The sequence below is a fragment of the Arthrobacter vasquezii genome (genome assembly GCF_029455255.1).
GTDB classification, from domain to species: domain Bacteria; phylum Actinomycetota; class Actinomycetes; order Actinomycetales; family Micrococcaceae; genus Arthrobacter_D; species Arthrobacter_D parietis.
Map to the genome: position 1 here is coordinate 77232 of NZ_JAROKN010000005.1, position 14985 is coordinate 92216.

General features: G+C 63.7%; 14 protein-coding genes and 1 riboswitch. Of the genes, 13 read left to right on the plus strand and 1 reads right to left on the minus strand.

Features of this window, described 5'->3' with window-relative positions; all coding sequences use genetic code 11:
* Positions 1–25 precede the first annotated feature (25 nt).
* A riboswitch (glycine riboswitch) is annotated at positions 26–123 on the plus strand.
* Positions 124–281: 158 nt separating this feature from the next.
* From gcvP to P4U43_RS03980, 12 genes are all read left to right on the plus strand, one after another.
* On the plus strand, positions 282–3134 hold the full coding sequence (gene gcvP, locus P4U43_RS03925; protein ID WP_277357542.1) for an aminomethyl-transferring glycine dehydrogenase: 2853 nt from the start codon (positions 282–284) through the stop codon (positions 3132–3134).
* A gap of 10 nt (positions 3135–3144) precedes the next feature.
* Complete coding sequence (gcvT, locus tag P4U43_RS03930) at positions 3145–4266, plus strand: glycine cleavage system aminomethyltransferase GcvT (protein WP_277357543.1); 1122 nt, start codon at positions 3145–3147, stop codon at positions 4264–4266.
* 126 nt (positions 4267–4392) lie between these two features.
* Positions 4393–4776, plus strand: a complete 384-nt coding sequence (gene gcvH, locus P4U43_RS03935) for a glycine cleavage system protein GcvH (protein WP_277357544.1) — start codon at positions 4393–4395, stop codon at positions 4774–4776.
* Complete coding sequence (gene glyA / locus P4U43_RS03940; RefSeq protein WP_277357545.1) at positions 4773–6104, plus strand: serine hydroxymethyltransferase; 1332 nt, start codon at positions 4773–4775, stop codon at positions 6102–6104. The genes gcvH and glyA overlap by 4 nt, the downstream gene beginning before the upstream one ends.
* Positions 6105–6200: 96 nt before the next feature.
* A complete protein-coding gene (locus P4U43_RS03945) occupies positions 6201–7598 on the plus strand; it encodes an L-serine ammonia-lyase (RefSeq protein WP_277357546.1) in 1398 nt (465 codons plus the stop codon).
* Positions 7599–7623: 25 nt separating this feature from the next.
* Complete coding sequence (lipA, locus tag P4U43_RS03950; RefSeq protein ID WP_277357547.1) at positions 7624–8631, plus strand: lipoyl synthase; 1008 nt, start codon at positions 7624–7626, stop codon at positions 8629–8631.
* Between the two features lie 37 nt (positions 8632–8668).
* Positions 8669–9478: a methylenetetrahydrofolate reductase gene (locus P4U43_RS03955; protein WP_277357548.1), complete on the plus strand. Its 810-nt coding sequence runs from the start codon at positions 8669–8671 to the stop codon at positions 9476–9478.
* On the plus strand, positions 9441–10373 hold the full coding sequence (gene purU, locus P4U43_RS03960; RefSeq protein WP_277357549.1) for a formyltetrahydrofolate deformylase: 933 nt from the start codon (positions 9441–9443) through the stop codon (positions 10371–10373). Before P4U43_RS03955 ends, purU begins: the two co-directional genes overlap by 38 nt.
* A gap of 58 nt (positions 10374–10431) precedes the next feature.
* Positions 10432–10896 carry a hypothetical protein gene (locus P4U43_RS03965; protein ID WP_277357550.1) on the plus strand — a complete coding sequence of 155 codons (465 nt, stop codon included), beginning with the start codon at positions 10432–10434 and terminating at the stop codon, positions 10894–10896.
* Positions 10893–11198, plus strand: coding sequence for a winged helix-turn-helix domain-containing protein (locus P4U43_RS03970; RefSeq protein ID WP_277357551.1), 306 nt, complete (start codon positions 10893–10895; stop codon positions 11196–11198). The genes P4U43_RS03965 and P4U43_RS03970 overlap by 4 nt, the downstream gene beginning before the upstream one ends.
* Before the next feature lie 102 nt (positions 11199–11300).
* Complete coding sequence (locus tag P4U43_RS03975) at positions 11301–12374, plus strand: alkene reductase (protein WP_277357552.1); 1074 nt, start codon at positions 11301–11303, stop codon at positions 12372–12374.
* Between the two features lie 129 nt (positions 12375–12503).
* The gene (locus P4U43_RS03980) at positions 12504–13478 is read left to right on the plus strand and encodes an NAD(P)/FAD-dependent oxidoreductase (RefSeq protein WP_277357553.1); all 975 of its coding nucleotides are present in this window, start codon (positions 12504–12506) and stop codon (positions 13476–13478) included.
* Between the two features lie 377 nt (positions 13479–13855).
* On the opposite strand, the gene P4U43_RS03985 is transcribed toward P4U43_RS03980, so the two are convergent.
* Positions 13856–14227: a thiol-disulfide oxidoreductase DCC family protein gene (locus P4U43_RS03985; RefSeq protein WP_277357554.1), complete on the minus strand. Its 372-nt coding sequence runs from the start codon at positions 14225–14227 to the stop codon at positions 13856–13858.
* Between the two features lie 387 nt (positions 14228–14614).
* Between P4U43_RS03985 and P4U43_RS03990 the strand changes: the two genes are divergently transcribed.
* Complete coding sequence (locus P4U43_RS03990; protein WP_277357555.1) at positions 14615–14779, plus strand: hypothetical protein; 165 nt, start codon at positions 14615–14617, stop codon at positions 14777–14779.
* Positions 14780–14985 lie beyond the last annotated feature (206 nt).

The window sequence follows — 14985 nt, forward strand, 5'->3', positions numbered from 1 at the left end:
GTCACCTGTCAGTGACGCACGCTTTCGATCCGCGGCGGGAGAGTCCTGCCGGTACGTTCAGCAGGCGCCGTAGGAGCAAATCCTCCCCAGGAATCTCTCAGGCCCACGTACCGCCGCGGCGAGGCAACTCTGGAAAGCAGTCCGGGAAACCGGGCTCACCGACGGTGCAAGTGGATCCTGAGAACATCAGGAAAAACGGAAACTCTCAGGTCCAATACAGAGCGGGGAGGAACCCAAGTCATCGTGGTGTTTTGCGCCACCTGAGTTATGGAGTTCCTCATATGACAGTCCAGTCATTCGTCCCCACGTTCGCAGACCGCCACATCGGTGCGCGTCGCCAGGACCACATCGACACGATGCTCAAGGCTGTCGGCTATGACACCGTCGACGGCCTCGTTGACAGTGCGGTTCCCGACTCCATTCGTCAGGAAAGCCCGCTCGGGCTGGACAACGCGCTCAGCGAAGTCCAGGTGCTGGCCGAACTGCGAAGGCTTGCCGGCAGGAACAAGACCGCCGTCCAGATGATCGGTCAGGGCTACTACGACACCGTCACGCCGGCAGTGATCCGCCGCAATATCCTCGAGGCGCCCGCCTGGTACACGGCCTACACGCCCTACCAGCCCGAAATCTCGCAGGGCCGGCTCGAGGCGCTGCTCAACTTCCAGACCATGGTGCAGGATCTCACTGCCCTACCGGTGGCCAACGCTTCCCTTCTCGATGAAGCCACCGCGGTGGCCGAAGCCGTGCTGCTCATGCGCCGGGCCAACAAGAACAAGGCCGTCAAGGACGGCAAAACGGTTCTCGACGCGGACTGCCTCCCCCAGACCATTGCCATCGTCCTCGGCCGCGCAGAGGCGCTCGGATTCGAGGTTGAGGTCGCTGACCTGTCGCAGGGACTCCCGGAAGGCGACATCAACGGCGTCGTCCTCCAGCAGCCGGGCGTCTCCGGCCGTGTCTGGGACCAGACCTCCGTCATCGCAGAAGCGAAGGAGCGCGGTGCGCTGGTCACGGTCGCCGCTGACCTCCTCGCACTGACGCTCATCACCCCTCCGGGTGAGCAGGGAGCGGATGTCGCCGTCGGTTCCACCCAGCGCCTCGGTGTTCCGCTGTTCTTCGGCGGACCGCACGCCGCGTACATGGCCGTGCGCGACGGCATGGAACGCACCCTCCCAGGCCGCATCGTCGGCGTCTCGAAGGACAACGCCGGTGCTACCGCCTACCGCCTGGCCCTCCAGACCCGCGAGCAGCACATCCGCCGCGAAAAGGCCACGTCGAACATCTGCACCGCGCAGGCACTGCTGGCCATCGTGTCTTCCTTCTACGCCGTCTACCACGGCCCTGATGGACTGAAGGCCATTGCGGAGAACGTCCACAGCAACACCCGTGCGCTCGCCACCACGCTGAAGGCCGCCGGCTGGGAACTGAAGAGCGACTCCTTCTTCGACACCCTCACCGTCCGCGTACCGGGCGACGCCGCCAAGGTAGTCTCCGCTGCCGAATCCCGCGGCATCAACCTGCGCCTCGTCAACGCCGACACCGTCGGCATCTCAGTCGATGAGACGACGACGCCGGAAATCCTCTCCGCCGTGTCCGCCGCCTTCGGTGCCGGCCAGGTAAGGGAAGCCGCAGGCTTCGAGCTGCCCGCCGCCGCGGTGCGCACCTCGGAATACCTTCAGCACCCGGTCTTCAACACACACCGCTCGGAGACCCAGCTGCTGCGCTACATCCGCAGGCTCTCGGACCGCGACCTCGCGCTGGACCGCACCATGATCCCGCTGGGCTCCTGCACGATGAAGCTGAACGCCACCGCTGAAATGGAGGCCATCTCCTGGCCGGAATTCGCTTCCATCCACCCCTTTGCCCCGGATTCCCAGACCGAAGGCTGGCGCGAGCTGATCGACGGACTCGAAGCCGACCTCGCTGAGATCACCGGGTACGACCAGGTCTCGATCCAGCCCAACGCCGGTTCACAGGGTGAGCTCGCCGGGTTGCTTGCTATCCGCGGTTACCACGCTTCCCGCGGCGAGGGCCAGCGCAACGTCTGCCTGATTCCTGCCTCCGCACACGGCACGAACGCTGCTTCCGCCGTTCTCGCGGGTATGAAGGTTATCGTCGTGGCCACGGCTTCGGACGGCACCATCGACCACGGGGACCTCCGGGCGAAGATCGAGGCCCACCGGGATGCACTCTCCGCGATCATGATCACCTACCCGTCCACCCACGGCGTGTACGACGCCGACGTCCGCGAAGTCTGCGATGCGGTGCACGAGGCCGGTGGACAGGTCTACGTCGACGGCGCAAACCTGAACGCGCTCGTCGGCCTCGCCCAGCCGGGCAAGTTCGGCGGCGACGTCTCCCACCTGAACCTGCACAAGACCTTCTGCATCCCGCACGGCGGCGGCGGTCCCGGCGTGGGCCCGGTGGCTGCAAAGGCACATCTTGCGCCGTTCATGCCGGGCGACGCGAACAAGTCTGCGCATGAAGCCGGACACGGCGTTGCGATTTCCGCATCCCGCTTCGGTTCCGCGGGCGTCCTGCCGATCTCCTGGGCGTACGTGAAGCTGATGGGCGGCCAGGGCCTCACCGAAGCCACCAAGTCCGCCCTCCTGGCAGCGAACTACATTGCCGCCCGGTTGAACGAGCACTTCCCGGTCCTCTACACCGGCGAAAGCGGACTCGTTGCGCACGAGTGCATCCTGGACCTGCGCGAGCTCACAGCCCGCACGGGAGTCACGGCCGAGGACGTTGCCAAGCGCCTCATCGACTTCGGGTTCCACGCCCCCACGCTGTCCTTCCCCGTGGCGGGAACGCTCATGGTGGAACCGACCGAGTCCGAGGACCTCGCGGAAATCGACCGCTTCATCGAAGCAATGGTGACCATCCGCAAGGAAATGGAGCAGGTCGCCAGCGGCGATTTCACTATCGGGGAATCGCCCCTGCGCAATGCACCGCACACCGCTGCCGCCGTCGTCACCTCCGAGTGGGAGCGCCGGTACCCGCGCGAGCAGGGCGCTTTCCCCGTGCACTCACTCCGACAGGACAAGTACTTCCCGCCGGTCGGCCGCATCGACGGCGCCGCGGGAGACCGTAACCTGGTCTGCTCCTGCCCTCCCCTCACCGCTTTCGAAGACTAAGGATTCCTCGATGACTGAGAAGTACACAGCACTCTACGACCAGCACAAGCTGGCCGGCGCCTCATTCACCGACTTCGGCGGCTGGCAGATGCCCCTGAAGTACAGCTCCGAACTCGCCGAGCACCACGCAGTGCGCAAAGCGGCCGGGCTGTTTGACCTCTCCCACATGGGAGAAGTCTGGGTCACCGGCCCGGACGCCGCGGCCTTCCTTGACTACGCACTGGCTGGGAAGCTCTCGGCAGTGGCAGTCGGAAAAGCCAAGTACTCGCTGATCTGCCAGGAAGACGGCGGCATCATCGACGACCTGATTTCCTACCGCCGCGGGGAGGAGAAGTACCTGGTGGTGCCGAACGCCGGCAACGCGCCCGTGGTCGCCTCGGAATTGCTTGAAAGGGCCGTCAACTTCGATGTCACCATCGACGACATCTCTGCCCAGACGTCACTGATCGCTGTCCAGGGACCCAAAGCCGAGGAAATCCTGCTCACGCTGGTGCCGGCCGACCAGCATTCACTCGTCACCAAACTCAAGTACTACGCGGCGGTCAAGGTTCAGATTCAGGGTGAGCAGTTGCTCCTTGCCCGCACCGGGTACACCGGCGAGGACGGCTTCGAGATCTACGTGCCGAACGAGGGTGCCCCGGGTCTGTGGGAAGCATTGCTGGAGACCGGGACCGGGCATGGCCTCATCCCCGCCGGCCTCGCGTCCCGCGACTCCCTGCGCCTTGAGGCAGGCATGCCGCTGTACGGAAACGAGCTCTCCCGCGAGGGCAACCCCTACGCTGCAGGTCTTGGCCCGGTCGTCTCGCTGGCCAAGGAATCGGACTTCATCGGCAAGACCGCGCTGGCCGAACTCAAGGCAGCCGGCGCCGGCTCCACTACCGGCCGCAAGCTCGTGGGCCTCAAGGGCCTCGGGCGCCGCGCAGGCCGCAGCCACTATCCCGTGCTGAAAGACGGCAAGGTGGTGGGCGAAGTGACCTCCGGCCAGCCCTCCCCCACCCTGGGCTACCCGATCGCCCTGGCCTACGTCGATGTCGAACTCAGCGAGCCCGGCACTGCTCTGGACATCGACCTCCGCGGCAAGGCCGAGCCGTTCGAAGTTGTCGCGCTGCCGTTCTACAAGCGTTCGAAGTAGTCCTGCGGCACCTCCGCCAGAGTCGGCATTTTCACGCGTGCTGCTTCGCTTAACGCACACTTCCGAAAACGCCGGCACTGCCGGAGTTCTCTTACCTACAGATTTCTCGTTGTAAAGGAAAAACAGATGAGCAAGGTTATTGCCGACCTGAAATACTCCGCCGAGCACGAATGGATTGCCGGCGACGGCTCCGGACCCGTTTCGATCGGTATCACCGCCGTGGCCACTGACGCCCTCGGCGACATCGTGTACGTGGACCTTCCCGAGGTCGGGGACACGGTCACCGCCGGCGAGACGTGCGGCGAGGTGGAATCCACCAAGTCCGTGTCAGACCTCTACGCGCCGGTCAGCGGCGAGGTCACCGAAACCAATGCCGACGTCGTCGACAATCCGGAACTGATCAACAGCGATCCGTACGGCAACGGCTGGCTGTTCAAGGTGGCCGTCACCGAAGAAGGCCCGCTGATGTCAGCTGAAGAGTACGCAGCAGCCAATGGCGGCGAGCTGTGAGCCCGGCAGGCGCGAGCGGGGCCACGGTCGCTTTCGAGCAGGTTGTGTCGACGTCGCTCAACGCACAGCTGTCCGATCTGGACCCGGAGATCGCCGCCAAGATCGACGACGAACTGAACCGCCAGCGCACCGGTCTGGAAATGATCGCGTCTGAGAACCACACCGCGGCTGCCGTGATGCAGGCACAGGGTTCCGTCCTGACCAACAAATACGCGGAAGGGTATCCCGGCAAGCGGTACTACGGCGGCTGCGAACATGTGGACGTCATCGAGCAGCTGGCGATCGACCGCCTGAAGGCCCTGTTCGGCGCTGAGTACGCCAACGTGCAGCCGCACTCCGGCGCCCAGGCAAACGCCTCGGTGATGCACGCGCTGATCAAGCCGGGCGACACCATCATGGGCCTGAACCTGGCTCATGGCGGGCACCTGACGCACGGCATGCGCATCAACTTCTCCGGCAAGCTGTACAACGTCATTCCGTACCAGGTCCGCGAGGATGACCACCGGATCGACATGGCGGAAGTGGAGCGGCTCGCACAGGAACACAAGCCGCAGCTCATCGTTGCCGGCTGGTCCGCGTACGCCCGCCAGCTGGACTTCGCCGAGTTCCGGCGGATTGCCGACTCGGTGGGCGCCTACCTGATGGTGGACATGGCGCACTTCGCCGGCCTCGTCGCCGCCGGGCTGCACCCGTCCCCCGTACCGCACGCGCACGTCACCACCTCCACCACGCACAAGACCCTCGCCGGTCCGCGCGGCGGAATCATCTTGAGCAACGACGCCGACATCGCCAAGAAGATCAACTCCGCGGTGTTCCCGGGCCAGCAGGGCGGACCTTTGGAGCATGTCATCGCGGGCAAGGCAGTTGCCTTCAAGATCGCAGCCTCGCCGGAGTTCAAGGAACGCCAGGAGCGCGTCCTTGCGGGCGCCCGGATCCTGGCCGTACGCCTGGTCCAGCCCGACGTCACTGCGAAGGGCATCAGCGTCATCTCCGGCGGAACCGATGTGCACCTCGTCCTGGTGGACCTGCGCAACTGCGAGCTCAACGGCCAGCAGGCCGAGGACCGCCTGGCGGAAATTGACATCACCGTGAACCGCAACGCGGTGCCTTTTGATCCCCGTCCCCCGATGGTGACCTCCGGTCTGCGCATCGGCACGCCCGCACTGGCTACCCGCGGCTTCGGCGAGGAAGCCTTCGCGGAGGTCGCGGACATCATTGCCGAGGCCTTGATTGCCGACGCCGGCGCTGATCTCTCCGGCCTGCGCTCCCGTGTGGAAGCACTCGCCGCCGCGCACCCCCTCTACCCCGACGTTGCCGACCTCGCCTGACCTCTGAACTTTTGTCCAGGTAACGAGAGTTCGGAGACGTTTAGGTCTCCATATCTGGACAAAAGTTCTGACCTTCCAAGCAGTAAGGAATGACCAATGGCTGTTGGAGTCTTTGACCTCTTTTCCATCGGGATCGGGCCCTCAAGCTCGCACACCGTCGGCCCCATGAGGGCTGCCGCCGTCTTCGCGGAGGAGCTCAAGGCCTCCGGCAGACTGGCGGAAGTGGCGTCACTGCGGGTGGACCTCTACGGGTCCCTCGCAGCGACGGGCCGCGGACACGGCACCATGACCGCCGTCCTCCTCGGGCTCGAAGGCTTCCACCCCGAGCTGATCCTGCCGGACGAAGTGGAGGAACGGCTGGCTGCCATCGCCGACACCGGAATGCTGCAGCTGGCCGGTGGCACTTCCCTGCCCTACGGCGTCGAAGACATGGTCCTGCGTCCGCTGACCGTACTGTCCCGCCACACCAACGGCATGACCTTCCAAGTGAAAAACGACGACGGCGAGGTACTCCACGAGGCAACGTTCTTTTCGGTGGGCGGCGGCTTCATCGTGCGGGAAGGCGAGGAAGATGCCGCTGCGGAACAGCTCGAGGAGTCGAAGGAACAACTGCCCTACCCCTTCCGCACTGCGGCAGAACTGCTGGAGCACTGCCGCAACACCGGCCTGGGGATCAGCGACATCATGCTCCTCAACGAGAAGGTTGCGCACTCCGAGGAGGAAATCCGCGACGGCCTGCTGCACATCTGGCAGGTGATGGAGGAGTGCAAGAACTCCGCGATCAAGCGAGAAGGCTTGCTTCCCGGCGGTCTGAAGGTCCGCCGTCGTGCTCCGGATTGGCATGAGCGGCTGCTCAAGGAGGACAAGGACCGGGATCCGAAGTACTGGCAGGAGTGGGTCAACCTCGTTGCCCTCGCCGTCAACGAGGAGAACGCGTCAGGCGGCAGGGTGGTCACCGCGCCCACCAACGGAGCCGCCGGCATCATTCCCGCCGTGCTCTACTACGCGCTCCACTTCGCGCCCGGTATGGAGAACGCGACGCAGGAGGACCGGGACGACGTCGTTATCAAGTTCCTGCTGACAGCCGCCGCGATCGGCGTGCTGTACAAGGAGCAAGCTTCCATTTCCGGCGCGGAGGTGGGCTGCCAGGGCGAGGTCGGGTCGGCGTCGTCCATGGCAGCGGCCGGCCTCGCCGAGGTGATGGGCGGCTCTCCTTCCCACGTTGAGAACGCGGCGGAAATCGCCATGGAACACAATCTCGGCCTGACGTGCGATCCCATCGGAGGACTGGTTCAGGTGCCGTGCATCGAGCGCAACGCGATTGCTGCCGCGAAGGCAATCAATGCTGCCAAGATGGCTCTTTGGGGAGATGGCTCGCACCGGGTATCTCTGGATGAAGTCATCGTGACCATGCGGGAAACCGGCAAGGACATGAGCTCCAAATACAAGGAAACGGCACTCGGCGGCCTTGCCGTGAACGTCGTCGAATGCTGAATCGGAAGTCGAAGGAAGAGAACCCATGACTCTGGCACCAGAAGGCCGCAAGCTGCTCCGCGTAGAACAGCGCAACTCTGCAGTACCGGTGGAACGCAAGCCGGACTGGATCAAGGCAAAAGTCCAGATGGGTCCGGAGTACGTCCAGCTCAAGAACCTCGTGAAGAAGGAAGGCCTCCACACCGTGTGCGAGGAGGCCGGCTGCCCCAACATCTTCGAGTGCTGGGAGGACAAGGAAGCGACGTTCCTCATCGGCGGTTCCGAGTGCACCCGGCGCTGCGACTTCTGCCAGATCGACACGGGCAAGCCCTCCCCGGTGGACCGGTTCGAGCCCACCAAGGTGGCTCGCTCGGTCAAGGCCATGCAGCTGCGCTACGCCACTGTGACCGGCGTGGCCCGTGACGACCTCGAGGATGAGGGCGTGTGGCTCTACGCGGAGACCGTCCGCAAGATCCACGAACTCAACCCGGGCACCGGCGTCGAGCTCCTGATTCCGGACTTCTCCGGCAAGCCGGAAAACATCCGGGCGATCTGCGATTCCAAGCCCGAGGTCTTTGCCCACAACGTCGAGACCGTGCCGCGCATCTTCAAGCGGATCCGGCCGGCGTTCCGTTATGAGCGCTCTCTCGACGTGCTCACGCAGGGTCGGGATCTCGGCATGGTCACCAAATCCAACCTCATTCTGGGCATGGGCGAAACCCGGGAGGAAATTTCGCAGGCGCTCTCCGACCTGCACCAGGCCGGCTGCGACCTGATCACCATCACGCAGTACCTGCGTCCGAGCGAACGCCACCTGCCGGTGGACCGCTGGGTCAAGCCCCAGGAGTTCGTCGACATCCAGCAGGAAGCGGACGAGATCGGCTTCCTCGGGGTCATGAGCGGGCCGTTGGTGCGCTCTTCGTACCGCGCCGGCCGGCTCTGGGCCACCGCGATGCGCAAGAAGGGGTGGGAGATCCCCGCCGAACTCGCGCACATTGAAAGCTCCGGCAGTACCCGCCAGGAAGCCAGCACCCTGCTGGCTGCACACGGCTGAGTTCCAGCCGGATCCTGATGCACTGAGAGGACCAATGATGTTCCCCACCAGAATTGAAATAATCCCTTCCGAGGGAATTGTTGAGCGGGTTGCCGCTGCGGTGGCCCCGAGTACCCCGATCACCGTGACCTGTCTTCCGCATCACGGCGTTGGACGGACGGTTCGCACCGCGACGCAGCTGGCTGGTCTCGGGTACACGGCGATCCCGCACCTCGCCGCGCGAAGCGTTCAGAGCAGGGCGGAGCTCACCGGGATCCTGCGGAACTGCAGCGACGCCGGTATCGGGGAAGTGTTTGTCATCGGCGGGGACCGGAAACATCCTGCCGGCCCGTATGACTCGGCGCTGCCACTGCTGGAAGACATCGAGCAGTATTCAAGCGGCCTGATCCGGGCGGGAATCGCGGGTTATCCTGAGGGCCACCCCTTCCTCGATCCGGGGGCGGGCGTGGATGCCCTGCTGGCCAAGCAGCACCTTGCGTCCCACGTAGTCACGCAGATGTGCTTCTCAGCTCCGCGGATCCTTGACTATGTCGGACTGCTGCGCCGGGTAGGAGTGCAGCTGCCCGTCTGGGCCGGCGTGGCAGGAGCGGTTCCGCGAACCCGCCTGGTGTCGCTGGCGGCGCAGATCGGCGTCGGGAGCTCCCTGAAGTTCCTCAGCCGCAAAGGGCCGCTGGCCCGCAAGCTGCTGGTCGGTGACCATTATGCGCCGGAGAGCCTGATAGCCGAGCTGAAAAGCCAGTCCGCGAGGCTCGCCGGTATCCATCTCTACAGCTTCAACAGCCTTGACCCGACGCCCTCCGGCACTGACCATGGGTCAGACATCAAAGGAGCATCCCGTGCTAACTGAAACCCCGCCGTCCCAGGAAGAGCATGTCCTCACAGTCGATTGCGTCGAGTCCCCCGGCATCGTCCACGCCATTTCGGGATTCCTGTTCGAGCACGGCTGCGACATCCTCGACATCAAGCAGTACGGGGACAAAGCGCAGCGGCACTTCTTCATGCGCGTCCACTTCTCCTTCGGGTCCTCTGGATCCCAAACTGACGCAGTCGCCACGGCCCCCTTCACCACGGAGGACCTGCGCCGCGATTTCGCGCCGGTGGCCGAACAGTGGCAGCTGAACTGGCAGCTTGAGCCGCAGGGCCGCAAACGCCGTGTCCTGGTCATGGTGTCAAAGATGGGCCACTGCCTCAATGACCTGCTCTACCGCACCCGCACGGGCGAGCTCCCGGTAGAGATTGTCGCCGTCGTCTCCAACCACCGTGACCAGGAAGGACTGGTCGAATGGCATGGAATTCCGTTCTTCCATGTGCCCGTCACAAAGGACACCAAGTCGGAGGCCGAGGCAAGGCTCCTGGACATCGTCGACCAGTTCGATGTCGAGCTGGTGGTCCTTGCCCGCTACATGCAGGTCCTCAGCGATGAGCTCTCCAACAGGATGGCGGGCAGGGTCATCAACATTCACCACTCCTTCCTGCCGAGTTTCAAGGGCGCCAAGCCGTACCACCAGGCCTACGAGCGGGGCGTAAAGACCGTCGGGGCCACCGCCCACTACGTCAATGCGGAACTGGACGAGGGCCCGATCATTTCCCAGCAGGTTATCGAGGTGGACCACACCTACGGGCCGGAGGACCTGGTTGCCGTGGGCCGCGACGCCGAATGCGCCGCGCTGCGCAATGCGGTGCGCTGGCACTGTGAGGGACGGATCCTGCTGCTCGGCAACCGGACGGTCGTTCTGCGGTAGCAGCGCCACTGGTGAACAAGTACTTTCCAAATCGTTAAGTGCTTGCTACCGTGGTGCCATGGCACGTCATGGGGAAGAGCCGAAGAGCACTGAGGCCGCGGAGGCGCGGCGGATGCTGCACGCCGCCGACGCCTGGTCCACACGTCTGCGCGCCACTTCCACGCGTGCCGAAGGTTTCTGGACCGTCCTGTGGGGAATCCTTCTCGGGCTTGGTCTCTTCACAGTGCTCCAGCGATTTGCCTGGTGGGAAGGTGCGGCAGGAATAGCGCTCTTGATCGCGTTCTACGTAGTGGTAGGAATAGTGAACTGGAGGCGATCAGCCGCCCGGACCGTCAGACCAAAATACTTTTCGCAGATGTGGCGAGCCGCGGGGATCTGGGCAGGCGTGATGTTGGTGGCCTCACTTTTCCTGACGCATGAAAGCGACGGGCAGGTAAATCTGTGGTGGTCGATTCTCTTGGCGGTACTGTGCGCGGCGCCGACTATCGCCTGCGGCATCTGGTTGGTGGCACGCGGGCGATGAGCCTCTCAGAATCGCGGGCCAAACTCGACGATGTGGTTCACTCACCGCTTCGGTTCTCCATCCTCGCCGCGCTGGCAAGCGTCGACAGCGCAAACTACCAAACACTGAAGGAAGCGCTGGACGTCAGTTACCCCCTGTTGAGCAAGCATGCCTCCGTTCTCGAAGAAGCCGGCTATATCAGCGTGGAGAAGTCATTCGTCGGCAAGAGGGCGCAAACGGTCTTTCAGCTCACCCGCGAGGGTGAAGCCGCTTTCAGGAAGCACCTCAGCGCGCTGCAGGAAATCGCGAACGGGCTGACGTAGCTGCAGCATCAGTTGCGCCCACTGTGATCCACGTCCCATTCGGAATAGTTGCCGGGGCAACTGCGCTTTCACAGTGAAAGCTTCCGCGAAAGGACTCCCCCCATGCTGTTCTCCCCGATCACCGTAGGCGAACTGAAACTGCCCAACCGTCTGGTAATGGCTCCGCTCACCCGCTGCCGTTCCGGCCAGGACGGCGTTCCGGGACCTATCGTCGTCGAGCACTACCGCCAGCGCGCGTCGCTCGGCCTGATCGTCAGCGAAGGAACCTACCCAAGCCATGCCGGCCAGGGCTTTCCGGGTCAGCCCGGCCTCGTTACGGACGAGCAGGTCGAAGGCTGGACCAAGGTCACTGACGCCGTCCATGCCGAGGGCGGTCGCATCTTTGCACAGGTCATGCATGCCGGGCGGGTTACACACGAGGACACCAACGGAGGCCGCACGGTCGTTGGACCGAGCGCCATCGCGATCGACGGCATGACCCGCACCTACAAGGGAAAGCAGCCCTATCCGGTCCCCCACGCGCTTACGGAAGACGAGCTTCCCGGAGTTATTGAGGAGTTTGTTCAGGGCTCACTGAATGCGATCAGGGCAGGGTTCGACGGCGTTGAACTCCACGGCGCCAATGGTTACCTGTTGCACGAATTCCTGTCTCCCGCGGCAAACCAGCGCGAGGACCAGTACGGCGGCTCACCGGAGAACCGCGCGCGGTTCGTCGTTGAGGTGGTCAAAGCCGTCGCTAAGGCAGTCGGAGCCGAGAAGGTGGGCATCCGCGTTTCACCCGAGCACAATGTCCAGGGCGCAACAGAGCTGGACCGCGAGGATCTCCGCCGGACCTACTCCGCCCTGACCCAGGCCATCTCACCGCTGGGACTGGCGTACCTCAGCGTCCTTCATAACGAGCCTGCCGGTGAATTGGTCCGGGAACTGCGTGAGCAGTTTGACGGTCCATTCCTCCTGAACACCGGCTTCAGCGTCATGACTACCCGGGATGAGGCCATCTCACTGGTCGAGAATGACCTGGCTGACGCCGTCGTCGTCGGCCGTGCGGCCATCGCCAATCCGGATCTGGTGTACCGCTGGAAGGAGGGCCTGCCGGAGAACGAGCCGAACATGGCCACCTTCTACACCAGTGGCGCCGAAGGGTACACGGACTACCCCGTCTACCAGCCGGCATGATCCCGTAAGGGGACCTGCAAACAAGACGGACAGAGTCATGGACTCGCGGAACTGCTCTGGATAGGCTTCACGTTAGGTCTCCTGAGCAGATGGGTCGTGCCACATGGCTGGTACCAGGGTCCGTCGGTCATGACGAAGCCGAGCATCCTGACGGTCGACGACGTTCCGCAGGTTTCCGCGGCGGTCGCCCGGGACCTCCGCAGCAGGTATGGGCCGAGTTCAGAATCCTGCGGGCGTCGTCGGGCGCTGAAGCACTGGAAGTCGAACTACCTCGGTTTCCCGAAGGGGTTGAGCGGCTCCGACCTCACCCAGCGTGCCATGGCGCAAGTGTCCCGGTTCGGAGCGGAAGTGGTGCTCGCTAACGACGTGGTGGGTTTCGAATCCCGGGGCCAGGTACGCGCCGTGCTGTTCGGCTCCAGGGATATCGAGGCACGGGCGCTCATCATCGCGACCGGAGTGTCCTACCGTCGGCTTGAAGCTGAAGGCCTGGAGACGCTCAGCGGACGAGGCGTCTACTACGGCGCGAACGCGAGCGAAGCCGGCCAGTGCGAGGGCGACGATGTCTACGTAGTCGGTGCCGCGAACTCCGCCGGACAGGCAGCGTTGAACCTGGCCCGCTTCGCAAAACGGGTAGTGCTCGTGGTCCGATCCGGCACTCTTGAGGCAACGATGTCCTCCTACCTCATTCAGCGCATCACCTCCTCGCCCACCATTGAGGTCCGCTACCGAAGCGAGGTGAGGGCCGTTCGCGGGGACGGACACCTGAAATTCCTGGAGATCACGGACAGGGACACCGGGCTGACTGAGGAGGTCGCTTCAAGCTGGCTTTTCATCTTCATTGGTGCCTCACCGCGCACGAGCTGGCTTGGCGACGACGTCGTTCGCGACAGCAGAGGCTTCGTGGTCACTGGGCATGACCTGCTCAACGCCGGTCATCCCCAGCGCTGGCCGCTGACGCGGGCGCCGTTCGCGCTCGAGACAAGTGTCCCCGGCGTCTTCGCGGCCGGAGATGTGCAGCTCGACTCAATGAAGCGGGTGGCGTCAGCGGTCGGCGAGGGCGCAATGTCCGTCTATTTGGTGCACCGGTATCTGGGGACAATCTGATGGACGTCAACGAGCTCCGGGGAATCAGCCTTTTCAACGGCCTCAACGACACACAGGCGCTGACCTCATCGATGCCGGGACCGAAGTTCCCATCGAACCCGGCAGCAACCTGTTCGAGAATTCGTCACCGTCCACGAACGCCGAGAAATCGGAAACCTCATGGGCGAAATCAAAGACAAGTACGGCCCTACCAGCATCGACTTAGGGACCGCAGGCCTGCTCAAACCACCGGACTGGACCATAAGTCGCAAACAACAATCCCCCGCTACGCCACCGAGTAGTCTGAACTGCCCATCGTCAAAGCCAGCTGAGGGCGCCCAGCACCGACACGACTTTCGATGCCAGGGCTCTTGTCGTACTCCTGATCGTGGCAGTTTTCATGGCAGGCGGCAGGCGTTTGTACCGCCAGGAAGGGAGTGTCTGTGCCGCGCGATCAGTCGGTAGATGGACGCGGCCAACGGTTGCAGCGGTTTCACGCCAATGACAGCGCCGAGGATCCTGGACAGCCCACCTCGGGCGACGAGCGCGGCCGAGATCGCCGCTTCTGCACGCCGAACCTGCCCTTGAGGGGGAATCCAGTAGGCGGCTGAGCAGCTGGTTTCGGTAGGAAGGCCGAGCGCAGAAAGGTCGCGGATACTTTGCCATGGTTTGGTTTCGACGATGCCGGGGTGGGCGATCGCGGACGCTGAACGTTTACAAAATCCGCAGTCGGCATCGTAGACGAGGATCCCCGGTGAAGTGGTGAGCATGCTTCCAGACTAGAGCGGCAGAAACCGTCCCGCGATCCCCCATGATGTAACGATTTTATAACCACTAAATCATTTCAGCGAGGTACCCATTGACGGGCCGGTGGGGCGCGGTTCGAATTGAATGGGCATAGGCAATCGGCCTATGGATCCAATTTTTGAGAGGAGATAGGTAAATGAATGCTGCCTTAGGTACCGAGCTAGCAGGGATTCCGCGTCCGACCGGAGCTTCGCGCATCCAAATGGATGTGGTCGAACCGAAACTTGGATACCCGGCCCTATTCGCGCTCGGCATGGTCGCTTGCGACCTGATCAGCCGTCTGACCGGAGACTGAGTCGGTCTCAACCCGTTCAGGGTTCAAACAAGGGGGGAATATGTCAGGAACGATCGTGAGCTACCTTGGGGAGCTGGCGCCCGAACGCCTCAGCCCAGGTGTTCATTCGAAGATCTATGTCGATGAAGCAAGTCCGAAGATGGCAACGCCCGGGCTGGCGTTCTGGGGCGGAATGACTCTGGTCGCCGCCGCGGAGGAGATTGGACGGTGGTACGGATGAAAGGCAGCGGAATGCGTCATTCCATGGGGGGCCACAAGCGGGATTCACTGACAGCAGGAAGCGTACTTGCGCAGTCCTTGCAGAGAATCGGTGATCAGAGGACCGGAGGGCAAAGCCGCATCTTGCCCGAGCAGGCCAGCACGGACCCGGTTCTTGGATGCCCGGCCGCGGTCTTTGCCGGTTACGGCGTCATTTGCCTCCTGGTG